At 70.3% G+C, this 21,821-nt stretch carries 23 protein-coding genes; 14 read left to right on the top strand and 9 right to left on the bottom strand.

Going from position 1 to position 21,821, the window contains the following annotated elements; all coding sequences use genetic code 11:
• Positions 1 to 128: 128 nt before the first annotated feature.
• On the top strand, positions 129 to 686 hold the full coding sequence (locus tag AC07SQ_RS15570) for a phosphatidylglycerophosphatase A family protein (RefSeq protein WP_235926901.1): 558 nt from the start codon (positions 129 to 131) through the stop codon (positions 684 to 686).
• Positions 680 to 1,207, top strand: a complete 528-nt coding sequence (locus tag AC07SQ_RS15565; protein WP_495273133.1) for a CinA family protein — start codon at positions 680 to 682, stop codon at positions 1,205 to 1,207. The genes AC07SQ_RS15570 and AC07SQ_RS15565 overlap by 7 nt, the downstream gene beginning before the upstream one ends.
• Before the next feature lie 15 nt (positions 1,208 to 1,222).
• Here AC07SQ_RS15565 and AC07SQ_RS15560 read toward each other — a convergent pair whose 3' ends face one another.
• Positions 1,223 to 2,416: an Acg family FMN-binding oxidoreductase gene (locus tag AC07SQ_RS15560; protein ID WP_495273132.1), complete on the bottom strand. Its 1,194-nt coding sequence runs from the start codon at positions 2,414 to 2,416 to the stop codon at positions 1,223 to 1,225.
• Between the two features lie 122 nt (positions 2,417 to 2,538).
• Positions 2,539 to 3,303, bottom strand: a complete 765-nt coding sequence (locus tag AC07SQ_RS15555) for a helix-turn-helix transcriptional regulator (protein ID WP_354347972.1) — start codon at positions 3,301 to 3,303, stop codon at positions 2,539 to 2,541.
• Positions 3,304 to 3,497: 194 nt separating this feature from the next.
• Between AC07SQ_RS15555 and AC07SQ_RS15550 the strand changes: the two genes are divergently transcribed.
• Positions 3,498 to 3,995 (top strand): nuclear transport factor 2 family protein, encoded by a 498-nt coding sequence (locus AC07SQ_RS15550; protein ID WP_139702163.1) that lies wholly within the window; start codon positions 3,498 to 3,500, stop codon positions 3,993 to 3,995.
• Positions 3,992 to 4,315, top strand: coding sequence for a GNAT family N-acetyltransferase (locus AC07SQ_RS15545; protein WP_070063748.1), 324 nt, complete (start codon positions 3,992 to 3,994; stop codon positions 4,313 to 4,315). Before AC07SQ_RS15550 ends, AC07SQ_RS15545 begins: the two co-directional genes overlap by 4 nt.
• Here AC07SQ_RS15545 and AC07SQ_RS15540 read toward each other — a convergent pair.
• Both AC07SQ_RS15540 and AC07SQ_RS15535 read right to left on the bottom strand, forming a co-directional pair.
• A complete protein-coding gene (locus tag AC07SQ_RS15540; RefSeq protein ID WP_495273131.1) occupies positions 4,305 to 5,492 on the bottom strand; it encodes an MFS transporter in 1,188 nt (395 codons plus the stop codon). The genes AC07SQ_RS15545 and AC07SQ_RS15540 overlap by 11 nt on opposite strands.
• A gap of 369 nt (positions 5,493 to 5,861) precedes the next feature.
• Positions 5,862 to 6,656 carry a UPF0149 family protein gene (locus tag AC07SQ_RS15535; RefSeq protein WP_062480299.1) on the bottom strand — a complete coding sequence of 265 codons (795 nt, stop codon included), beginning with the start codon at positions 6,654 to 6,656 and terminating at the stop codon, positions 5,862 to 5,864.
• Positions 6,657 to 6,725: 69 nt separating this feature from the next.
• Between AC07SQ_RS15535 and AC07SQ_RS15530 the strand changes: the two genes are divergently transcribed.
• On the top strand, positions 6,726 to 8,426 hold the full coding sequence (locus AC07SQ_RS15530; RefSeq protein ID WP_492686728.1) for an FMN-binding glutamate synthase family protein: 1,701 nt from the start codon (positions 6,726 to 6,728) through the stop codon (positions 8,424 to 8,426).
• Complete coding sequence (locus AC07SQ_RS15525; RefSeq protein WP_070063745.1) at positions 8,423 to 9,328, top strand: BUD32 family EKC/KEOPS complex subunit; 906 nt, start codon at positions 8,423 to 8,425, stop codon at positions 9,326 to 9,328. The genes AC07SQ_RS15530 and AC07SQ_RS15525 overlap by 4 nt, the downstream gene beginning before the upstream one ends.
• 16 nt (positions 9,329 to 9,344) lie before the next feature.
• On the opposite strand, the gene AC07SQ_RS15520 is transcribed toward AC07SQ_RS15525, so the two are convergent.
• Complete coding sequence (locus tag AC07SQ_RS15520; RefSeq protein WP_139702167.1) at positions 9,345 to 9,770, bottom strand: PIN domain-containing protein; 426 nt, start codon at positions 9,768 to 9,770, stop codon at positions 9,345 to 9,347.
• Positions 9,771 to 9,829: 59 nt separating this feature from the next.
• Positions 9,830 to 10,741, bottom strand: a complete 912-nt coding sequence (locus AC07SQ_RS15515) for a LysR family transcriptional regulator (protein WP_159273639.1) — start codon at positions 10,739 to 10,741, stop codon at positions 9,830 to 9,832.
• Between the two features lie 121 nt (positions 10,742 to 10,862).
• Between AC07SQ_RS15515 and AC07SQ_RS15510 the strand changes: the two genes are divergently transcribed.
• Both AC07SQ_RS15510 and AC07SQ_RS15505 read left to right on the top strand, forming a co-directional pair.
• Positions 10,863 to 11,795 (top strand): DMT family transporter, encoded by a 933-nt coding sequence (locus AC07SQ_RS15510; RefSeq protein ID WP_495273130.1) that lies wholly within the window; start codon positions 10,863 to 10,865, stop codon positions 11,793 to 11,795.
• A gap of 14 nt (positions 11,796 to 11,809) precedes the next feature.
• Positions 11,810 to 12,124 (top strand): DMT family transporter, encoded by a 315-nt coding sequence (locus AC07SQ_RS15505; RefSeq protein ID WP_492683442.1) that lies wholly within the window; start codon positions 11,810 to 11,812, stop codon positions 12,122 to 12,124.
• Between the two features lies 1 nt (position 12,125).
• On the opposite strand, the gene AC07SQ_RS15500 is transcribed toward AC07SQ_RS15505, so the two are convergent.
• On the bottom strand, positions 12,126 to 13,379 hold the full coding sequence (locus AC07SQ_RS15500; RefSeq protein WP_307697028.1) for a THUMP domain-containing class I SAM-dependent RNA methyltransferase: 1,254 nt from the start codon (positions 13,377 to 13,379) through the stop codon (positions 12,126 to 12,128).
• Between the two features lie 81 nt (positions 13,380 to 13,460).
• Between AC07SQ_RS15500 and AC07SQ_RS15495 the strand changes: the two genes are divergently transcribed.
• The 6 genes from AC07SQ_RS15495 to AC07SQ_RS15470 all read left to right on the top strand — a co-directional run bounded on the left by AC07SQ_RS15495 (position 13,461) and on the right by AC07SQ_RS15470 (position 18,536).
• Positions 13,461 to 15,287, top strand: coding sequence for a sensor histidine kinase (locus AC07SQ_RS15495; protein ID WP_495273129.1), 1,827 nt, complete (start codon positions 13,461 to 13,463; stop codon positions 15,285 to 15,287).
• A gap of 92 nt (positions 15,288 to 15,379) precedes the next feature.
• The gene (locus tag AC07SQ_RS15490) at positions 15,380 to 15,991 is read left to right on the top strand and encodes a cytochrome b (RefSeq protein WP_495273128.1); all 612 of its coding nucleotides are present in this window, start codon (positions 15,380 to 15,382) and stop codon (positions 15,989 to 15,991) included.
• Entirely contained in the window at positions 15,988 to 16,572 is a 585-nt protein-coding gene (locus AC07SQ_RS15485) for a YceI family protein (RefSeq protein WP_307636060.1), read from the top strand. Before AC07SQ_RS15490 ends, AC07SQ_RS15485 begins: the two co-directional genes overlap by 4 nt.
• A 38-nt stretch (positions 16,573 to 16,610) precedes the next feature.
• Complete coding sequence (locus AC07SQ_RS15480; RefSeq protein WP_070063738.1) at positions 16,611 to 17,243, top strand: YceI family protein; 633 nt, start codon at positions 16,611 to 16,613, stop codon at positions 17,241 to 17,243.
• Positions 17,244 to 17,268: 25 nt separating this feature from the next.
• A complete protein-coding gene (locus tag AC07SQ_RS15475) occupies positions 17,269 to 17,916 on the top strand; it encodes a LysE family translocator (RefSeq protein WP_095743356.1) in 648 nt (215 codons plus the stop codon).
• Positions 17,917 to 18,089: 173 nt separating this feature from the next.
• The gene (locus AC07SQ_RS15470; protein WP_062480322.1) at positions 18,090 to 18,536 is read left to right on the top strand and encodes a hypothetical protein; all 447 of its coding nucleotides are present in this window, start codon (positions 18,090 to 18,092) and stop codon (positions 18,534 to 18,536) included.
• A 67-nt stretch (positions 18,537 to 18,603) separates the two neighbouring features.
• Here AC07SQ_RS15470 and AC07SQ_RS15465 read toward each other — a convergent pair whose 3' ends face one another.
• Together AC07SQ_RS15465 and rpoN are read right to left on the bottom strand one after the other, a co-directional pair.
• Entirely contained in the window at positions 18,604 to 20,220 is a 1,617-nt protein-coding gene (locus tag AC07SQ_RS15465) for a phospholipase D family protein (RefSeq protein WP_495273127.1), read from the bottom strand.
• 10 nt (positions 20,221 to 20,230) lie between these two features.
• Positions 20,231 to 21,820, bottom strand: a complete 1,590-nt coding sequence (gene rpoN / locus AC07SQ_RS15460) for an RNA polymerase factor sigma-54 (protein WP_495273126.1) — start codon at positions 21,818 to 21,820, stop codon at positions 20,231 to 20,233.
• Position 21,821: the final 1 nt, after the last annotated feature.

Below are 21,821 nucleotides of genomic sequence, written 5' to 3'. Positions count from 1 at the left end.
CTAGGCGGCGCCCCTCAATTAAACAAGCTATTGCTTTGATAAATAGAAACTTCGGCGCGCTGCCGTCGCACAGGATGCGCGACACTTCGAAACCGATGCACGCCGTTTCTTCTTCCCCTTCTTCCTCGATGGATTCCTCTTCCGCCACCACCGGCGCCCTGCCCCGTCCCCCGATGCGTCGCCCCACCCTGCGTTTCCTGCTCTCGCACCCCGCGCACTTCATCGCGCTGGGCTTCGGCTCGGGGCTGTCGCCCTTCGCGCCGGGCACCGTGGGCACGCTGTGGGCCTGGGCCGCGTTCGTGGTGATGCAGCTGTGGTTCACGCCCGCGACCATCGGCTGGATCATTCTGGCCGGCCTGCCGATCGGCTGGTGGGCCTGCACGGTCGCTGCGCGCAACATGAACGTGTCCGACCCCGGCGCCATCGTGTGGGACGAGGTGGTCGCCTTCTGGCTCGTGCTCTGGCTGGTGACGCCGGCCGGCCTGTGGGCGCAGGTCGTGGCCTTTGCGCTGTTCCGTTATTTCGACGCCGCCAAGCCTGGCCCCGTGGGCTGGGCCGACGCCGCCTTCAAGCCGCACGACCCCGCGCGGGTGCAGTGGTGGCGCGCCGGCTTCGGCATTCTTCTGGACGACCTGGTGGCGGCCTTCTGCACGCTGCTGGTCATTGCGCTGTGGCGCGCATGGTGAACCCGATGCAACCTTCCGCTTCCCCCGCCTTGGCCGAACAGGACGTCCCCGCGCTCGTCGCGACGCTGGCCGAACGACTGCAGGCCCGGGGCTGGATGATGGCCACCGCCGAAAGCTGCACCGGTGGCCTGATCGCCGGCGCCTGCACCGACCTGGCGGGCTCCAGCATGTGGTTCGAGCGCGGCTTCGTCACCTACTCGAACGCCGCCAAGACCGAGATGCTGGGCGTGGACGCCGCGCTCATCGAGGCCCACGGCGCCGTGAGCGAGCCCGTGGCGCGCGCGATGGCCGAAGGCGCCATTGCCCGCGGCGCCCCGGCGCGCGCGGCCGTGGCCGTGACCGGCGTGGCCGGCCCCGCGGGTGGCTCGCCCGACAAGCCGGTGGGCACCGTGTGGTTCGGCTGGTCGGTCGACGGGCAGGTGCGCACCGAGCGCCGCCGCTTCGATGGCGACCGCGCCACGGTGCGCGCGGCCACGGTGCACTACGCGCTGCAGACGCTGATCCAGCTGCTGCCGCGCTGATCGCACGCGGGCTGTTCAGGCCTGCATGAAATCGCCGACCGGCCGGCGCGGCGCGGGCGGCACCGGCGCCGTCGGAAAGCCCAGGCGGCACATCATCTGCACGGTCGGGCTGCGCGCATGGCGCGACGGCGCGGCGCCGATCAGCATGTCGTGCACCGCCGCGTGGTGCGGCGCCATCTCCGCAAACTCCTCGAGCGGCTGGCTCATCGGCTGCATGCCCAGGCCCAGGTCGGTGGCGCGCAGCTGCTGGCGCACGTAGGCCCGGCCCGCGGCGATCTGCTCGCTGCGGCTGTTGCCGCCGGTGCTGATCCAGACGAAGCCCATCGCCGTGTGGGCCTGGTCCTCGAACATCCGCAGCGTCTGCCGGAACGACAGGCTGTCTTCGGCGGCCGGCACCTCGCGGTCGAAGCGCCCCAGCGCGACCGCCATGCGCAGCGCCGGGTCGTTGAGCGAGAAGCCGTCGCGGTGCGCCAGGATTTCCTGCGGCCCGATGCGCAGCAGGCGCAGGTTCTCGCGCGCGGTGTGGGGCGTGACCAGCTCCACGCGCGCCGCCGCCGCGCACAGCTTGCGCAGCGGCAGCACGCGGGCCATGTCGACCGTGCCGGCCGATTGCACGCCCCCGCTTGAAGCCGAAGCCACGGCCGCGGTGAGCCCCTGCAGCATGTCGGCCGACACCCTGCGCCCGGTGTCGAAGCGCTGCTTGGGCGTGCGCCGCCGCAGCACCTGCGCGAACAGCGGATCGGGCGTGCCGCCGCGCGACAGCGTGAGACGCGCCACCGGCAGGTCGGGCCACTGCTGCGGCGCATCGCCCACCAGCTCGCCCTGCGGCCACAGCTGCACGCGCGCCTGCACGCCCTGCTGGGCCAGCGCCATCACCAGCAGCTCGATGAACGCGCCGTGGCCGATCATGAGCTGGCGGCCGAAGGGGTCGGTGGCGGGCTGCACGCGGGCGCGGTCGGCGTGCAGCACGATGGCGTCGGGCTCGCGCAGGTCGACCCGCCACGGCTGGCCGTTGTAGGCCGTGGGCGCGGTGACGGCATAGGCGACAGCGCGCTTGCGCACGTCGGTCTCGTCGCCCGGGCCGTTCCAGATCTCGAAGGCGGCGGCCGGCACGTCGGCGTGGAGCCACCAGGTGGCCAGGGCCGTCGCGCCCGCCGCCACCGCGAGGCCGCCGCCCAGCAGGCGCACGAAATTTCTGCGTTCTCTCATGGGCTCGATCGGTTGAAGCATCGGGCGCGTGACACACGGCCTGCCCGTGGCCGATTGCAGCACCGCGGCGCGCGGCGCTACGCAGCCCCCTGTCGTTTCCGACAGGGGCAGGTCGGGCCGGCTCAGGGCGTGAGCAGGCCCAGCGCCAGGGCCCGCGCGCAGGTGGCGGTACGGCCCTGCGTGTCGAGCTTGCGGGCGGCGCCCACGAGGTGGAAGTACACGGTGCGCTCGCTGATGTGCAGGATCTCGGAGATCTCCCAGGTCGACTTGCCGACGGCCACCCAGTGCAGCACCTCGCGCTGGCGCGCGCTCAGGAGCGGCACCTTGGCGTCGCCCTGCAGCCGGCGCACGGTCGAATGCAGGCAGGAGGCGAAGTAGTTCATCGGCGCCAAGGTGGCGCGCAGTTCGCGCAGGTCGGCGGTGGCGTCGGTGGTCAGGGTCATGAAGGCCCAGTCGATGCCGGGCGTCCACAGCGGCACGGTCAGCCCCGCCTTCAGCCCGTGCTCGCCGGCGCTGCGCAGCAGGCCGCGGGCGCGCTGCCCGATGTCGGCGCGCGTGTGGCTCACCTGACCGAGCCAGCTCCATGCGGTGGCCGGCATGCCGGCGCGCACATGCTGCACGCGGGCGTCGGCCTGCTCGCCGGCGCTGCTGCGCAGCGACTCGTAGCGGGTGCGGGCCCACGCCGGGGGCAGGTCGTGGAAGAACACCAGCGCGTCCTGCGCGGGCGCGTCGGCACGGGGCGCGGGCACCGGGCGCTTGAGCACGTAGGCGCCGTGGTTGAAGCCCATCGCCCGCATCGCGCGGCGGTTGACCTGCGCGACCTCCTCGAGCGTGCGGGCGGCCATGACGGCCTCGACGAACTGCCAGTCGTTGATCACCTCGGCCATGGATGCGTCCCCTCGGGTTGTGTACGGCGGGCGCAGCGACTGTGGTTCTGGTTTTTCTGCGCCACCGCCAGGGCGCCGGCCCTGCAAGGGCCGGCATCGGGGCGCATGTTAATGCGGGACACCCGGAATCACCCATGCGCTTCCTTGCGCGCCGCATCCCGGCGATGATCCGGCACCACCCATCCCGAGGCCCCATGACCGCAGCCACCCACGCCCCGACCATCGAGCGCTTCTACAGCGCGTTCTCGCAACTCGACGCCGCCACCATGGCCGCCTGCTACGCGCCCGACGCGGTGTTCGACGACGAGGCCTTTTCGTTGCGCGGCCGGCGCGAGATCGGCGGCATGTGGCGCATGCTCTGCGAGGCCACCAAGGCCAAGGGCGCCGACGTGTGGCGCCTGAGCTGGCGCGACGTGCAGGCCGACGGCCGCACGGGCAGCGCGCACTGGGACGCGCACTACCGCTTCAGCGCCACCGGCCGCCTGGTCGACAACAGCATCGACGCGCGCTTCACCTTCACGCCCGACGGCCTGATCGCCACGCACCGCGACAGCTTTCCGTTCTGGACCTGGTCGCGGCAGGCGCTGGGCACGCCGGGCCTGCTGCTGGGCTGGACGCCGATGCTGCGCAACAAGGTGCGCGCCACCGCCGCCGCCAACCTCGCCACTTTTCTTGCACGCCAACCTTCATGACCACTTCTTCCTCGACCGCCCTCACCTTCACGAACAACGAAGCGCAGCACCGCTACGAAGCCGCGCTCGACGGCAAGCTCGCGGCCTACGCCGAGTACAACCTGCTGACCGACGCGATCATGTTCACGCACACCGAGGTGCTGCCCGAGCATGAAGGCAAGGGCGTGGGCTCGGGCATTGCGAGGCACGTGCTCGACGAGGCGCGCGCCGCCGGGCGGCATGTGATTCCGGTGTGCCAGTTCATCGCGGGCTACATCCGCAAGCACCGCGAGTACGCCGACCTCGTGCGGCCGGACATCCAGCGCGCCTTCAAGATCTGACGGAGGTCGCCTTCGGCGCGGGCAGCCACGCGAAGGCCGCGATGCCGATCACCAGCAACGCGGCAATGACCGCCAGCACGGCGGTCAGCGGATCGCCGCCGTGCGCCGCCGCCACCGAGGCCGCCACGCCCGTGCCCCACTGCATGAACGCGACGCCCAGGAACATCGCCATGGTGAAGACGGCCATCGCGCGGCCCGTGAGCGCGGCCGGGTAGGCCACGCGCACGTCGGCGTACTGCCAGACGATGAAGCCCGAGAGCACGCCGATGAGCACCATGCCCGCGATGTCCAGCCACGCGGAATGCACCACGGCGATGAGCGCGAACAGGCCGGCGTAGAAAAGGCCGCAGGCCACGATCCAGCGGCGGCGCGCGGCGCCGTCGCGATCGAAGCGGCCGAACAGCGGCGAGCCGAACAGCGCGATCACCGACACCGCGAGCGCGACGTTGCCGCTTTGCACCAGCGAGTAGCCGTGGCGCTCCATCATCAGCGGGCCCAGCCACAGCCCGCGCAGCGAAATGAAGGCCGCATAGGTCACCGCGCCCAGCACCATGATGCCGAGCGTGTGCGGCATCGCGAACAGCGCGCCGAACTGGCGCACGGCTTCGGGAATCGACTCCTTCTTCTGCGGCACGGCCGACGCGGGCTCGTGCACCCAGCGCCAGATCGCGAGCCAGGCCAACGCAGACGCCAGTGCAAGCACCAGGAAGCCCGCGCGCCACGAATACGCCTGCACCAGCCACGCGAGCGGCGTGCCGGTGGCCAGCATGCCCAGGCCGCCGATGGCCAGCACCAGGCCCGACACGGTGGCGAAACGCGCCGCCGGAAAGTGCCGCGCGATGAACACGGTGCACACCAGGAAGGCCGGCGCACAGCCGACGCCGATCAGCGCCTGCCCGGCCACCAGCACGAGGTAGTTCTGCGACACGGCCGACAGCAGCGCACCCGCGATCGCGACCGGGAAGGCCACGAGCACGGTGCGGCGCACGCCGTGCAGGTCGATGCCGATGCCCATGAAGAGCTGCATCGCGCCGAACGCGAAGTGGAAGGCACCCGAGAAGATGCCGAGGGCCTGGGCGGAGAGATGAAAGTCCGACTGCAGCGGGCTTGCCATGATGGCGCCGACGGTACGGAAGGCCTGGCTGAGCGCAACCCCTGCGCAGAGGGCGAGGACCATGACCCAGGCGGCTCGGGGTGTCAGGGGCTGTGCTGCAGGCGCGGGGCTCATGGGGGCGTCAGTGTTCTTGTTGTGATTCAGGGCGCGTGCACAGGCCACCGGGTACTTCCCTCCGCGAATGTCCCCCGGCCTGCGGCCTCCTCCTTAATTTCGCTGCGGGAAGCACCCAGTGTCCTGCGCACGATGGGCGCGGTCGTTGTGTGCCCGATCAACAGCTGCACTGCCCAACGCTCACGCCGATGGGGTGCCTTGCGCAGCGAAATCAAGGAGGAGGCCGAAGGCCGGGGGACATTCGCGGAGCAAGGTACCCCGTCGGCGGGAGCGCGCCCCGAATGGCAAGCCGTCCGTGACGCCTGGGACTCAACCCAGTCACTCACCGTGGCACTTCTTGTACTTCTTGCCGCTGCCGCAAGGGCAGGGATCGTTGCGACCGGGCGTGGCTTCCTTGCGGATCGTCTCGACCTTCGGGCCCAGGCTCTTCCAGAGCTGGCGCAGGTCGTACACCGCCCAGATCGCGGCGCCGAAGTCGTCCAGGCGCTGCTGGCTCACGCTGGGCGGGCCGTTCTCGTCGTACATCGACAGCGTGGGCTTGGCGGTGTCGTCCTCGGTCAGCGCGACGATGTTGTCGAGCGCGTCGTCGAGCATCTGCGCGGCTTCCTTGTCGCGGGGCGCAGCCCAGTCTTCGGGCCAGTTCTCGACCGCGTACATGAAGCCCAGCGCCCAGACCTGGGCGAACGAAGGGATCTCTTCGGCGGCCATCTCGGCACGCTCTTCCTCGGGCAGCGAGGCGATGGCGCCTCGGGTGTCGAGCACTTCGGGCTGCCAGCTGCGCTCGTCCTCGAGCGATTCGACCGGAGCGTCGAGGCCTTCCTCGATCTCGCGCCAGCGGCGCTTCCAGTTCCAGACGAACTCCATGTGCTGGGCCGGCACGAAGTGGTCGCCCAGCAGCACGGGCCAGTATTCGGTGGGGTCGATGGGGCGGCGCGTGCAGATCAGCGCGGCCATGAAGCCTTCGCAGAACTCCCACTGGGGAATTTCCTCGTCGTGCTCGCGCATGGCGTCGAGCGCGCTGTCGAGGGCGTCGAAATCGTCGGGGCCCAGGGCTTGCGAGGAGGCGGCCAGGGCGGTGTCAGGGGTATCGGGGGTGTCGGGTGTGGTCGTCATGGCAGCAGTCATGGCAGGTTGGGGGCAGCCCTCTATGATGCAGCAGGCTCCAGCCGACATCTGATGACTATGCCCACGATTATTCCGTTTCCCGCACGCTACAGCGCGTTCGCCCTGTGTGTGCTGGGTCTGGTCGCCTGCCTGGCGCTGGTTCTGGCCTCGCCGCACCTGTGGCTCGCGTGGATCGGCGTGGCCGCTTTCGCGGTGCTCACCGGCACCGGCGTGCACGACCTGCGCCAGGCGCGCCACGCCATCCTGCGCAACTACCCGGTCATCGGGCACCTGCGCTTTCTGCTCGAATTCATCCGCCCCGAGATCCGCCAGTATTTCATCGAGAGCGACGCCGAGGCCGCGCCGTTCTCGCGCGCCCAGCGCTCGCTGGTGTACCAGCGCGCCAAGGGCGAGCCCGACAACCGGCCCTTCGGCACGCAGCTGAACGTGTCGGCCGCGGGCTACGAGTGGATCAACCACTCGATGCAGCCCACCAAGCTGGCCGGGCACGATTTCCGCATCGTGATCGGCGGCACGCCGCAGCCGGCCGATGCGAACCTGGCGCAGGTCTGCACGCAGCCGTACAGCGCGAGCGTGTTCAATATTTCGGCGATGAGCTTCGGCGCCTTGTCGGCCAACGCCATCCTCGCGCTCAACCAGGGCGCGCAGATGGGCGGCTTTGCACACGACACCGGCGAGGGTTCGATCTCGCAGCACCACCGCGTGCACGGAGGCGACCTGATCTGGGAAATCGGCTCGGGCTACTTCGGCTGCCGCAACGACGACGGCACCTTCAATGCCGAGCGCTTCACCGCCAACGCGCGCGACCCGCAGGTGAAGATGATCGAGATCAAGCTCAGCCAGGGCGCCAAGCCGGGCCACGGCGGCGTGCTGCCGGCGGCCAAGGTCACGCCCGAGATCGCGGCGGCGCGCGGCGTGCCGGTGGGCGTGGACTGCGTCTCGCCCTCGTCGCACAGCGCGTTCTCCACGCCGACCGAGATGATGCATTTCGTCGCGAAGCTGCGCGAGTTGTCGGGCGGCAAGCCGACCGGCTTCAAGTTCTGCCTGGGCCACCCGTGGGAATGGTTCGGCATCGTCAAGGCGATGCAGGCCACCGGCATCACGCCCGATTTCATCGTGGTCGACGGTGCCGAGGGCGGCACCGGCGCGGCACCGGTCGAGTTCAGCGACCACGTCGGCGCGCCGCTGCAGGAGGGCCTGCTGCTGGTGCACAACACGCTCATCGGCGTGAACCTGCGCCACCGCATCAAGATCGGCTGCGCCGCCAAGGTGATCACCGCCTTCGACGTGGCGCGCATGATGGCGCTGGGCGCCGACTGGTGCAACGCGGCGCGCGGTTTCATGATGGCGCTGGGCTGCATCCAGGCGCAGAGCTGCCACACCGGCCACTGCCCCACCGGCGTGACCACGCAGGACCCGGTGCGCCAGCAGGCGCTGGTGGTGCCGACCAAGGCCGACCGCGTGCGCAACTTCCACCGCAGCACGCTGCATGCGCTGCAGGAGCTGGTGCAGGCTGCGGGCCTCGACCACCCGCAGCAGATCACCGCGCACCACATCGTGCGCCGCATCTCCGACACCGAGGTGCGCCTGCTGAGCAACCTGGTGATGCAGGTGCAGCCCGGCGCGCTGCTCGGGCCGCTGGACAACCAGCACACCGTTTTCCGCACCTACTGGCCGCTGGCCAGTGCACAGAGTTTCCAGCCCGTGACGCAGGGCCCGCACGGGCTGCTGGCGCCGGGCTTCGCCATGGCCGCATGAATCCACTGAGACGAGGAGGCGCCGCGACGCGCCTGTACAGCCAACGGGGCGCCGCGTCGGCGCCCGCGCCGCTCGACGACGCCCCGGGCTCGGCGCCCGGCGACTACGCCGAGTTCCTGCGCGTCACCCTGCCCAGGCAGGCCAAGAACGTGGCCAGCCACCGCTTCGGCAGCGAGCGCGTCTGGCTCAAGAAGGCCGGTCCGCGCCACGGCAAATGGGGCTACCGCGTGATGGCGCTGGCCGCGCGGCTGGCCGGCCTCGACGTGATCAAGCCCGTGCCCAACCCGGGCGGCGAGGCCGCCATCGCCACCGAGGCCCGGCGCCTGAAGCAACTGGCCGCCGCGGGCCTGCGCGTGCCGATCGTGCTGGCGCAGCAGGCCGACGGGCTGCTGATTTCCGACCTTGGCGAAAGCGGCCGTGCCACCGTGGTGCTGCAGGAGCGCATCGACCAGGCCGCCGCCGCCGGCCCCGCCGCCCTGCTCGCCGTGTGGCGCGAGGGCCTGGCCGCCATCGCCGCCGTGCACCTGTGCGGCCAGCACCTGAGCCAGGCCTTCGACCGCAACCTCGTGCAGTGCCCCGACGGCGTGATCGGCTACATCGATTTCGAGGACGACCCCTCCGAGGTCATGACCCTGGCCGAATGCCAGGCCCGCGACTGGCTGAGCTACCTGCACTCCACGGCCATGATGCTCGAGGCCGCCGCGCCGCAGGCCGCGGGGCAGCATTGGCACGCGGCGCTGGCGGAAGTGGACGAAGAAGTGCGCGAGCGCATCGCGAACGCGGCGCGGCGCATGAAGTGGGCGCAGAAGCTGCCGGCCAGCCGGCGCTGGGGGCGGGATACGCAGCGCGTGCGGGCCGTCGCGCGCTTGCTGGGGCAGTGGTACGAGCTGAACAAGGCCTGAGACGGACCGGCGTGGCCTACGCCAGCGCCGACCGCACCGCCACCCCGCGCAGCGCCAGCCGCTTCTTCATCGACAGCACCGCCTTGTCCTTGCTGAACAGCTGCGCCCCGTGCGCCACGGACAGGTCGATGAACACCTGGTCGTCCGGATCGCTGCACACGCAGGGCGCGCGCGCCGGCACCTCGGTCACCAGCTGCACGCGCGCATCGAAATCCGCGAGCACCACGGGAATCGTCAGCTCGCGCTGCGCCATGCGCCGGGCGATCAGCGGGTAGCCCAGCACGCGTTCCAGTTCGCTGCGCATCGCGGGCGTGGCCAGCCAGCGCAGCGCGCCGCGCGCGAGGTCGTCGACCAGCGGCGCCCAGGCCGGGTCTTCGAAGACCAGCAGATCGAGGGCGATGTTGGTGTCGATGACGACGAGGTCGGAGGCAGGCAAGGTCATGGGGGGCGTGAAAACGGTCGAGCGCCGATGTTGCACCATGCGGGCGCCACGACCGCTGGCTAGCGCGCCGCCGGCCGTCCCGCAGGCATGGCCAGCACCTTCGCGTCGGCGACGAGCCGGGCGTAGGCAAAGTCGGTGAAGGCCTTGATCCGCGCCACCTCCTTCAGGTCAGGATGCGTCAGCACCCAGACCTGCGTGTCGAGCGCTTCTCTCGGCGGCTCGACCTGCACCAGCTCGTCTTCCGCGTCGGCCAGCATGCACAGGAGCATGCCCAGGCCCAGGCCGCGCTTCACCAGCTGCGTCATGCCCACGAGGCTGTCGACGCGCGCCGCGATCCGCGCCGGCGGCACCTGTTCGCGCAGCCACTTGGCTTGCAGCAGGTGCGACAGGCCTTCGTCGGGCGCGACCCAGTCGTGCGCAGCCAGCGGGGTCGTCGCCGGGTGCTTCGCAAGGTACGCCTTCGACGCGTACACCGCCGTCTGCAGGCGCCCCGCGCGGCGCCCGACCAGGTGGTCCGGCGGGGCGTTGGTCGGGCGGATCGCCACATCGGCCTCGCGCTTGGTCAGGCTCAGGAAGAGGTTGTTCATCACCACCTGCAGCTCGATGCCCGGGTGCAGCGCCCGGAAGTCCGCCAGGATCGGCCCGAGCAGCCCGGCCATGAAGGTGTCGGTGCTGGTGATGCGGATGACGCCGGTCAGCCGCAGGTCGAGCCCCATGAGGTGGCGCTGCGCGGCGTCGATCTGCTCGCCCACGCCCTGCAGGCGCTCGCGCAGCGCCTCGCCGGCCAGCGTCATCGCGTAGCCGGCGGGCAGGCGGTCGAACAGGCGCACCGCCATGCGTGCCTCGAGCGCGCCCAGGCGCCGCAGCACGGTGGAGTGGTTCACGCCCAGCTGGCGCGCGGCGCCGGAGAGCGAGCCGGCCTGGCCGACGGCCAGGAACACGCGAAAGTCGTCCCAGTCTGTGTCCTGCATTTATGCATACCCCGGATGCGATTTTTTCGAATGGCTTTGCAAACGTGCCGATCCTACATTCGTCCGCAAGGGGGCGCGATTCGCCTGCCCCGCATCCACACCACACGGAGGTCGAACCACCATGGACGCGTTTTTCATTCCCGCCTCGCTCGTCGCCGGGGGCCTGCTCGCGGTGCAGGCCGGCGCCAACGCCCAGCTCTCCAAGGCCACGGGCAGCCCTTTCACCGCCACGACCTTGCAGCTGTCGGTCGGCACGCTGGCGCTGCTGGCGGTGGCGCTCGCCACGGGCACGCTGACGGCGCTGGCCGGCCTGCCGGGCGTGCCGTGGTGGCATGTGATCGGCGGCACGGCCAGCGCCTTCTATGTGGTCTCGACCATCCTGCTGTTTCCGCGCCTGGGCGCGGTGGTGGCGGTCGGCCTGTTCATCGCGGGGCAGATGCTGGCCTCGTTCGCGCTCGACACCTTCGGCCTGCTCGGCGTGGCACCCAAGGCGCTGACAACGGCCATGGCCGGTGGCACGCTGGCGGTGCTGCTCGGGGCCGGGGCCATCGTCGCCGGGCAGGCCGGCAGCCTGCGCCAGGCGCTGGCGGGCAAGGCCGGCTGGATCGTGCTGGCGCTGCTGGCCGGCGCGGTGCTGCCGGTGCAGGGCGTGGTCAACGGCCTGCTGCGACAGGACCTGGGCGCGCCCTTCGCGGTGGGCGCGGTGAGCTTCTTCGTGGCGACGCTGGCAATGGCCCTGGCGCTGCTGCTGGTCACGCTGTTCCGGCGTGCGCCTGCGGCCACGGCACCGCAAGGCACCGCGCTGCGCGGCATGCCGTGGTGGGGCTGGCTCGGCGGCTTTGCGGGGGCGGCCTATGTGACGACGGTGTTCACGGCGATCCCGGCCATCGGCGCCGCGGCCGCGGTCGGGCTGACGGTGGCGGGGCAGCAGGTGGCGTCGGTGTTCGTCGACCGCTACGGCTGGTTCCGGCTGCCGCAGCGCCCGGTGTCGGGGCTGCGCATGGCGGGCGTGGCCGTGCTGCTGCTCGGCGTGGCCATCATCAAGCTGCTGTGAAAGGAGCGAACCCCATGGCCTGGCTTCTTCTGCTTGCCGCCGGACTGGTGGAGATCGTGATGGCCCTCGCGCTGAAGGCCGCAGCGGGCTGGGAGCGCCCCGGCGCCGGCGCGCTGGGCCTGGGCGCCGCGCTGGCGAGCATCGTGCTGCTCACCGCCGCGATGAAGACGCTGCCGGTCGGGACGGCCTACGCGATCTGGACCGGCATCGGCGCCATCGGCGTCACGCTGATCGGCATCTTCTTTTTCCAGGAGAGCGCGGCGCCGCTGCGGCTGGTGTGCATCGCGCTGATCTTCCTGGGCATTGCAGGCCTGAAGCTGCAGAGCTAGTTCAGGCGGGCGCGTCTTGCGGCGCTGCCCGGTTCGAGCCCCGCACCATGTCGAAACGGAACAGCCGGCATTCGATCGGGCCGTTCCACATCGGCACGCGGCGCGACTCCTTCAGGCGCATCTGCTTGGGCAGCTTCAGGTCGGGCGTGAGCACCCAGGCGGTCCAGCCCGCGTAGTTCTTCTTCCAGTGGGTGGCGAGCTGCGGAAAGAAGTCGCCGCCGTCGCCGCCTTCGCCATCGCCCGGGGTCTGGGCGGCCTCGCGGGCGCCGAAGCGCGCCACGCCGCCGACCTCGATGCGCTCGCCGTACGGCGGGTTGAGCATGATCACGCCGCCCTCGGCCGGCGGCATGCGCTGCAGGGCGTCGCCGCCGCGGAACTCGATGGCGCCCGCCACGCCCGCGCGTTCGGCGTTGCGCTCGGCGAAGTCGACCATGCGGTGCGACACGTCGGAGCCGAAGACGGCGATGGCGCTCGCATGCTGCGCGTTGGCGGCTTCATTCTTGATCGCCGCCCAGACGTGCGCCTGGAACGGCAGCAGCTTCTCGAAGCCGAAGCGCCGCAGCGAGCCCGCCGCGATGCCGCTGGCGATCTGCGCGGCCTCGATGGCGATGGTGCCGCTGCCGCAGCAGGGGTCGTACAGCGGGGCCTTCGCGACCTCGCCGGTCTCGGGGTTCCACCAGCCGCTGGCGGCCAGCATGGCGGCGGCCAGGGTTTCCTTCAGCGGGGCATCGCCCTTGTCCTGGCGCCAGCCGCGCTTGAACAGCGGCTCGCCCGAGGTGTCGATGTACAGCGTGCAGCTGTCGGTGGTCAGGTGCGCAAAGATGCGGCAGTCGGGCCACTGGGTCTCGATGCTCGGGCGCACGCCGTTGGCCTTGGCGCGGAAGCGGTCGGCCACGGCGTCCTTGATGCGCAGGGTGGCGAAGTTCAGGCTCTGCAGCGGGCTGTGCTGGGCCGTGGTCTCGATCTTGAAAGTCTGCTTGGGCGTGAACCAGATCTCCCAGGCCACGCCGTTGGCGATGGCGTACAGGTCGTTCTCGTTGCGGTAGGGCCCATGGGCCAGTTCGACCAGCACGCGCTGCGCGAGCCGGCTGTGCAGGTTGAGCTTGAGGCCGTCGCGCCAGTCGGCGCGCACGCGCACGCCGCCGCGCAGGGTGAGCAGGTCCTGCCCGGCACGGCCGGTCAGGGCATGCACCTCCTGGGCAAGGAATTCCTCGACGCCGGCGGCGCAAGGCAGGAAAAATGAGAGATCGTTCACGGAAAGTCGGCCATCGGGAAGCCCGCTAAGGGCCCCCATTGTCGCCGGGGCTGGGGCCTTCTCTATATAGTCGATTTGCCCATGACGCCCACCCCCGCCTCCGCGGCCCCCCCGGCAGACGCCCGCGACGGCGACCACCGCTTCGCGATCCAGTGCGAAGTGCTGCGGTTGTCGATCCGCCCGCTCGGGCCGGTGCTGCTGGTGCAGTACCTGCTCAACTGCGGCGTGGCGGCGCTGTTCGCCTGGCAGTTCTCGCCGGTGCGCGCGCTGGTGTGGCTGGCGCTGGTCACCGGCGTCACGGTGATGCGCGGCTTCTTTCCGCAGCGCCTGCCAGAGCCGTTCACGCCCACGAATCTGCGCGAGGCCCAGCGCCAGCACACGCTGCGCACGGCCATCTGGGAGCTGGCGCACGGCCTGGCGGGCGTGCTGCTGTTCAACCCCGAGCGGCCCGACCTGCAGCTGCTGCTGGGTCTCATCCTCATGGGCATGACGCTGTCGTCGGCGTTCTCGGTGTCGTTCTACACGCCGGCCACGCAGCTGGCCATCACGCTGCTGCTGGCGCCGGTGATCGTCACGGGCCTGTGGCTCGGGGCGCCGGTGATGATGGCGGTCGCGGTGATCGGCATCGGCCTGACCGCGATGATGTGGAAGCTGGTGGCCGACCATTCGCGCCAGCTCGAGGAGAACATCGGCCTGCGCCTGAACGAGCGCACGCTGCGCGAACAGGCGCTGGCCGGCCTGCGCGCCTCCGAGCAGGCCCAGGCCGAGCGGCTGCGCTTCTTCTCGGCGGCCAACCACGACCTGCGCCAGCCGGTGATGGCCATCGGGCTGCAGGCCGAGGTGCTGCGCCAGCAGCTGCAGCACGGCACCGACAGCGCCGCGGTGCAGCATACGGTGGCCTCGCTCTCGCGCGCGCAGCAGGCGCTCGAGGGCCTGACCAACCAGCTGCTCGAGATCGGCCGCATCGAGGCCGCGGTCGATCCGCTGCGCCCGGCGGCGGTGGCGCTGGCGCCGCTGCTGAACGAGCTGGCGCGCCAGGCCGGCGAAGGCCGCGTCGCGGTGCGCTGCCCGACCGATGCGGTGGCCTGGACCGACGCCGTGGCGCTGCGCCGCGTGCTCTCCAACCTGCTGGACAACGCCCTCAAGTTCACGCCGCGCGGGCGCGTGTTGCTGGCCGTGCGGGCGCGCCGCCGGCCCGGCACCGACACCGGGCGCGCGTGGCGCGTCGAGGTGCGCGACAGCGGCATCGGCATCGCCGCCGAGTCGCAGACCCGCGTGTTCGACGACTTCGAGCAGGTCGGCAACGTGGAGCGCAACCTGCAGCACGGCCACGGCCTGGGGCTGGCGATCGTGCGGCGGCTGGCGGGGCAACTGGGCATCGAGGTCGCGCTGCGTTCGGCGCCGGGCAAGGGCTCGGTCTTCAGCTTCGAGCTGCCGGCCGCCCGCCCCGGTGCGGCGGCCGTGCCGGCGCCCGCGCCCTCCGTGGCGCGGGACGAGCCCGATGCCGACGCCGTGCTGCGCCCCGGCCTCGCCGTGCTGGTGGTCGAAGACAACATCGTGGTGGCCGACAGCCTCTCGGCGCTGCTGCGGCACTGGCACGTGGCGCCGCGCATCTACGCCAGCGCCGCCGAGGCGCTCGCGCTGGCCGACCTGGACGCGCTCGACGTGGCGCTGTGCGACATCCGCCTGCCCGGCGCGTTCAACGGCATCGCGCTGGCCGAGCGGCTGGCGCAGCGCAAGCCCACGCTGACGATCGCACTGATCTCGGCCGACATCACCGAAGCCACGCAGCAGCTGGCCGCCACGCGCGGCTGGCACGCACTGCGCAAGCCGGTGCAGCCGGACGCGCTGCGGCGCGTGCTGCTGCGGGCCCAGCAGCAGCAGCAACAACCGCCGGCGTCGACGTAGCGCGCGGTGCCTTCCGGCGGGGGCCGGCCCCGCTGCGGTGTCATCGCTTCCGAGCTATGCTCCGCGCACAGGCCGCCGCCGCCCCTGCCCCGATGCCCGTCGAACCACTTTCCGCCCCTGCCGTTGGCGCCGCCGCCCTGCGCGAGCCCCGCTATGGGCGGGTCGCGATGACCTTGCACTGGCTGCTCGCGGCGATGATCGTCGGCTCGCTCGGCGTCGGGCTCTACATGACGGGCCTGCCCTTCTCGCCGCAGCGCCTGAAGCTCTACAGCTGGCACAAGTGGGCCGGCATCACCATCCTCCTGCTGTCGGCGCTGCGGCTGCTGTGGCGCCTCACGCACCGCCCGCCGCCGCTGTCGGCGCGGGTGCTGGCGGCCATGCCGACCTGGCAGCGGGCCGCCCACCGCATCAGCCATGCGCTGATGTACCTGCTGTTCTTCGCGGTCCCGCTGTTCGGCTGGGCCTACAGCTCGGGCATGGGCGTGCCGGTCGTGTGGTTCGGCCTGCTGCCGCTGCCCGACCTGGTGACGGTCGACAAGGACTTCGCCGAAGCCGTGCTCAAGCCGCTGCACCAGCGCAGCGCCTTCCTGCTGGCCGGCGTCACGCTGCTGCACGTGGCGGCGGCGCTCAAGCACCACTGGATCGACCACGACGGTCTGTTGCAACGCATGTGGCCCGCGCCACGCAAGGAATCCGCCGGATGACGACCCGTCTTTTGTGGGGCACCGCCGCCCTCTTCGGCTTTGCGCTGCACGCCGCGGCCGAGCCCCTGCCGGCCACCACCGCCAAGCTGGTGCCCGAGAAGAGCCAGATCGCCTTCGTCAGCAAGCAGATGGGCGTGCCGGTGGAGGGCAGCTTCAAGCGCTTCGACGCACAGGTCGCCTTCGACCCGAAGAAGCCCGAGGGCGGCTCGGTCGTGCTGCAGATCGACACCGCCAGCGCCGGCTTCGGCGTGCCCATGAGCGATGCCGAGCTGCCCAAGCCGACCTGGTTCGACACCGCGCACTTCCCGCAGGCCAGCTTCCGCTCGAGCGCCATCAAGGCGCTGGGCGAAGGCCGCTTCGAGATGGCCGGCAAGCTCACCATCAAGGGCGTCAGCAAGTACGTGACGGTGCCCGTGAGCATCGTGTCGTCGGGCGGCGCGTATTCGGTCGCCACGGGCACCCTCACGATCCAGCGGCTCGACTACAAGGTGGGCGACGGCGAATGGACCGACACCTCGGTGGTCGGCAACGAGGTGCAGGTGCGCTTCAAGCTGACGCTCGCGGGCCTCGGGCCGCTGTGACGACGATTTCATTTCCCATGCATCTCTCTTCCTTTGCCATGAACAAGCTCTTCTTCGCCGCGGCCCTTTGCGCGGGCGCGGCCCTGCCGCTGGCCGCCACGGCCCAGGAATACACGGCGCCGCCGCTGGCCGCCAAGCCCGCGGGCGGGCCGGCCAAAAATGCGAGCTACGTGATCGACCCGACCCACACCTTCGTCATGTACGAGATGGGCCACTACGGCACCACCACCAACCGCGGCCGCTTCAGCACCAAGGACGGTTCGGTGCAGATCGACGGCACCGGCGCCAGCGGCAAGGTCGACATCACGATGGACATCAGCTCCATCAACACCGGCGTCGACCTGCTCAACCGCCACGTGCAGAGCAAGGACTTCTTCAACGTCGCCGAATTCCCCACCGGCCGCTTCGTGGCCGAGCGCATCGACTTCAGCGGCGACAAGGTGACCGACGTGCCCGGCACGCTCACGCTCATGGGCCAGACCAAGCCGGTGACGCTGAAGGCCGTGCGCTTCAACTGCTACCTGAACCCGCTGATCAACCGCCAGGTCTGCGGCGGCGACTTTGAGGCCACCGTGCAGCGCAGCGACTGGGGCATCACCTGGGGCCTGAACTTCGGCTTCGAGAACAAGGTGAAGCTGCTGGTGCAGGTCGAAGCCGTGAACGTGCAATGAACCCATCCCCCACCGGAGCCCACTCATGACCGACGCCCACCTCCTGTCCCTGCTCGGCATTGCCGGCGCCATGGCCGTGGGCGCGATGAGCCCGGGCCCGAGCTTCGTGATGGTGGCACGCACGGCCGTGGCCTCGCGCAGCGACGGGCTCGCGGCGGCACTGGGCATGGGCGCCGGCGGGCTGGCGTTCTCCATCGCGGCGCTGGCCGGGCTGCAGGCAGCGTTTCTCGCGGTGCCGGCGCTGTACCTCGCGATCAAGGCCTTCGGCGGCGCCTACCTGATCTACCTGGGCTTTCGCATCTGGCGCGGCGCGCGGCAGCCGCTCGCGATCACGCCCGACACGGACGCCTCGCCCCGCAGCCAGGGCCGCAGCGGACGCACCTTCCTGCTCGGCCTGGCCACGCAGATCAGCAACCCGAAGACGGCGGTGGTGTACGCGAGCATCTTCGCGGCTTTCCTGCCGCGCGAGGTGCCGCTGGTGCTGGCGCTCGCAGTGCCGGCCGTGATCTTCTGCATCGAGACGGGCTGGTACGCGATCGTCGCGCTGGCGCTGTCCTCGGCCGCGCCGCGCGCGGCCTACCTGCGCTACAAGACCTGGATCGACCGCGCCGCCGGCGGCGTGATGGGCCTGCTGGGCCTGCGGCTGGTGTGGTCGGCGGTGCGCGGCACCTGATCGATCAGGTTCGACCGGCGATGCCGGCTCCGGGCAACGCACCCGGGGGAAGCCGCGTCTTTCTTCACGCGGTCTGGATTTCTTGAGGGGATGTGCGCGGCAGCCGGGTTGTTTTCAATCGGCAACGGCTATGGTCCCGCTTCCAGGTCCAGCTTCGTCATCAAGCCCATCGCATGCCATTCGTCCACCAACTCCTGATCGCCGCCGCTCTCACGGTTGTTGCAACACAGTCCTCTTCCGCGACGCTACAGGACGAAGATCTGAACAGGGCCCTGCAGGGCGTGTGGTGCAACTCCGATGACGGTGGAAAAACGTGCCATGGGTATGACGAATACGTCGACGGCACAAGCTCCTTTTGTGGGGCTTTTCCTGAAAGCAAGGAGCCCTACACCGCGGCAATGCGCTACAAGATTCAGGGCAATCGCATCTGCGCCGTGATCACTGCGAGCAGCAACCCGATCATTGGGCCCGGCTTTTCATTCTGCGATGAGATTCTTGAGATCGACGAACACTCCGTGCGCTCTTACATGGCCTGGTTCGATACGGTCGAGACGAGATTTCGTGTCCCGAAGTCTCAAATGACCTGCGCGACTCCCGAAAAGCCACCGCTCCCGCGTTGAGGCTCGCCGCCAGCGACCATCTGCGGCAGCGCCATGCTTGCAAAGCCTTTCGCGAAGCACCGCTGCGCTACAGCAAGCTCTCGGGCGTGAGCGGCGCCAGCAGCTCGAGCATGGTGCGGTCCCAGAAGCCCGAGTCGGGTTCTTCGTGCAGCACGGTGGTCTTGCCGCCTTCCTCGCTGACCCATTCGATGCGCCGCGAGCCGACTGCGCCCGCATCGGCGCCTTCGGCAAAGCGCAGCCGGTAGGCGCCCTGCTGCTTGAGCACGTCGAGCAGCTTCAGGGTCTGCTGCGCCATCTCGGGGCTGCGGATGAACAGGCCGATCTCGGTGTTGTGGATCTCGGAGCGCGGATCGAAATTCATCGAGCCGACGAACAGGATGCGCTGGTCGATCACCGCCGACTTGGCGTGCAGCCGCCCCACCGACGTGCCGAACAAACCCAGCCGCACGCTGCGCCGCGTGCGCGCGGAACTCAGCTCGTGCAGCTCGGCGCCCAGCGCCAGCATGTCGGCGCGGTAGCGGCGGTAGGCGGTGTGCACCAGCGGTTCGTCGGTGGCAGCGAGCGAATTCGTGACCACGCTGATCTTCACGTTGCGCCCGCGGATCTCGCGCATCACCTCGAGCCCCGACGCGCCCGGAATCAGGTAGGGCGAGACCAGCGTCACCTCGCTGCGCGCGCGGCGCATCTGCTCGACCACGTTGTAGCGCACGCTGTCCACGTCGAGCAGCGGCACGCCGCCATACGACGCGGTCTTGCCGATCACGCGGTCGGGTGAATCGGCATAAGCCTCGGCGGTGGTCCAGATCAGGCCGAGCTTGCCGGCGTCGAGGTCGTCGGCCACCGGGCTGTAGCCGAGCAGGTCGTTGGGCGCAGGCCTGGGCGGCGGCGGCGTGGTGTCGGGGCCGGTGGCGGCGTCGAAACGGCGCTGCAGCTCTTCGCGCGGCAGGTCGGTGTGCACGACCGCGCCGATCGGACGCACGTGCGGGCTGTTCCAGTACTGGTCGAACAGCACGCCCAGGCGCGGGATCAGCGCGCCCGTGACGAAGGTGTCGAGGTCGATGAAGTTCGGGCCGGTGGTGCGGCGGAAGTACTGGTTGCCGATGTTGCGCCCGCCCGCCACCGCCATCGCGCCGTCGGCGATGAAGAGCTTGTTGTGCATGCGGCGGTTGACGCGGCTGAAGTCGAACAGCGACGCGGTGAAGCGCTTGAGCAGGCTGCCGCGCCCGGCCGGGAACGGGTTGAACAGGCGCAGCTCCACGTTCGGCGTGGCGGCCAGGCCGAGCAGCAGCTCGTCTTCGCCGGAGGTGTACAGGTCGTCCATCAACAGGCGCACGCGCACGCCGCGTTGCGCCGCATCGCGCAGGGTGCGCAGCAGGTAGCGGCCGGTCTCGTCGTTCTCGATCTGGTAGTACTGCACGTCGAGCGTGCGCTGGGCGCGGCGCGCGAGCTGGATGCGGGTGTCGAAGGCGAAGTCGCCGCCGGGCATCAGGCGAAAGCCGCTCAGGTCGGGGTCGGGCTGCGAGGCCAGCGCGATGCGGCCGAGCGCGGTGTCGTTCGAGACGGCGATGGCCTTGGTGGGCGGGCGCGGCGCCTCGTCGGGCAAGGTGGCGCAGCCGGCGAACAGCGATGCAGCCACGATGGCGAAGACCCAATGCCCACAACGCGACAGCAGGCGACGGGTCATCGGTGGCTTTCTACAGGGCCTTGCGAAGGTTGGCCGGCGCGATGCGAAGCGCTTCGCGGTATTTGGCCACGGTACGGCGTGCGCACTCGATGCCCTGCTCTTTCAGCATCTCGGAGATCTGGCTGTCCGACAGCGGCTTCTTGATGCTCTCGGAGCTCACGAACTGCTTGATGAGCGCGCGCACCGCGGTGCTCGATGCGTTGCCGCCAGTCTCGGTGCCGAGCGCCGAGCCGAAGAAGTACTTGAGCTCGACCGTGCCGAACGGCGTGGCCATGTACTTGGCGGTGGTCACGCGCGAGATGGTCGATTCGTGCAGGCCCAGCTCGTCGGCGATCTCTCGCAGCACCAGCGGGCGCATCGCGAGTTCGCCGTGCACGAAGTAGCTCTTCTGCCGCTCGACGATGGCGTTGCTCACGCGCAGGATGGTGTCGAAGCGCTGCTGGATGTTCTTGATGAACCAGCGCGCCTCCTGCAGCCGCTGCGACAGCGCCTGGCTGCCCTCGCCCTTGTGCGACTTGAGCGCACCGGCGTAGATGTCGTGCACGCGCAGGCGCGGCATGACCTCGGGGTTGAGCATGACGCGGAACTTCACGTTGGTGCCGCGCCCGGTCTTGGTGACGATCACGTCGGGAATGACGATGTTGCGCTCGACGTCGACGAAACGGCGGCCCGGCTTGGGTTCGAGCCGCGCAATGATCTGCAGCGCCGAGCGCACCAGCTCTTCGTTGGTGCGCGTGAGCGTGGCCAGGCGCTTGAAGTCGCGCCGCGCGAGCAGCTCCATCGGCTGCTTGCAGATCGCGATGGCGGTCTTGCGCACGAGCGCGTCGGCCTCGGTCTCGTCTTCGCTGGCGAGCGCCTTCAGCTGGATGCTCAGGCATTCGCCGAGGTCGCGCGCGCCGACGCCGGCCGGCTCCAGGCTCTGCAGCAGGCCCAGCGCCACCTGGAAGTGGTGCACGAGGTCGTCGAACTGGTCGTTGTCGTCGCCCGCCAGGCCCGAGGCCAATGCGGGCAGCGAGTCTTCGAGGTAGCCGTCGTCGTTGAGCGACTCGATCAAAAAGCGCAGCGCGGCGCAGTCGTTTTCATTGAGCCGCAGGCTCAGCGCCTGGCGGTGCAGGAACGACTGCAGCGACTCCTGGCTGCGCGCGAGTTCGGTGGCGTCGGCACGCTCGTCGTCGCCCAGGTTGTTCTGGCGCGCGGGCGCGTCGCTGCCCCACTCGCTGTCGTCGGGCGCCATGTCGACGGTGCCGTCGCCTTCCCAGTCGGGCTCGCGCTCGGCGATCTCGGCGGCGGGGCCGTCGGTGTCGGGGGTCGAGGTGGTGGTGTCGCTGGACGTGGAGGAAGTGCTGGCGGCGGACGGCGTGAACTCGGCCTCGCCCTCGCCCGCGTCGTCGCGCGGCACCGGCGCGTCGGCCGTGTCCAGCCCGAACTCCTCGCGCGCCGCTTCTTCCGCGGTGCGTTCGAGGAACGGGTTCTCGTCCAGCATCTGCTCGACCTCCTGGCTCAACTCGAGCGTGGAGAGCTGCAGAAGCCGGATCGACTGCTGCAGCTGAGGCGTCAAGGCCAGATGCTGCGAGACGCGAAGGGACAGCCCTTGCTTCATG

This window comes from Variovorax sp. GW821-FHT06D12 (genome assembly GCF_059419205.1).
This window is presented reverse-complemented; position numbering and strand designations above follow the sequence as displayed.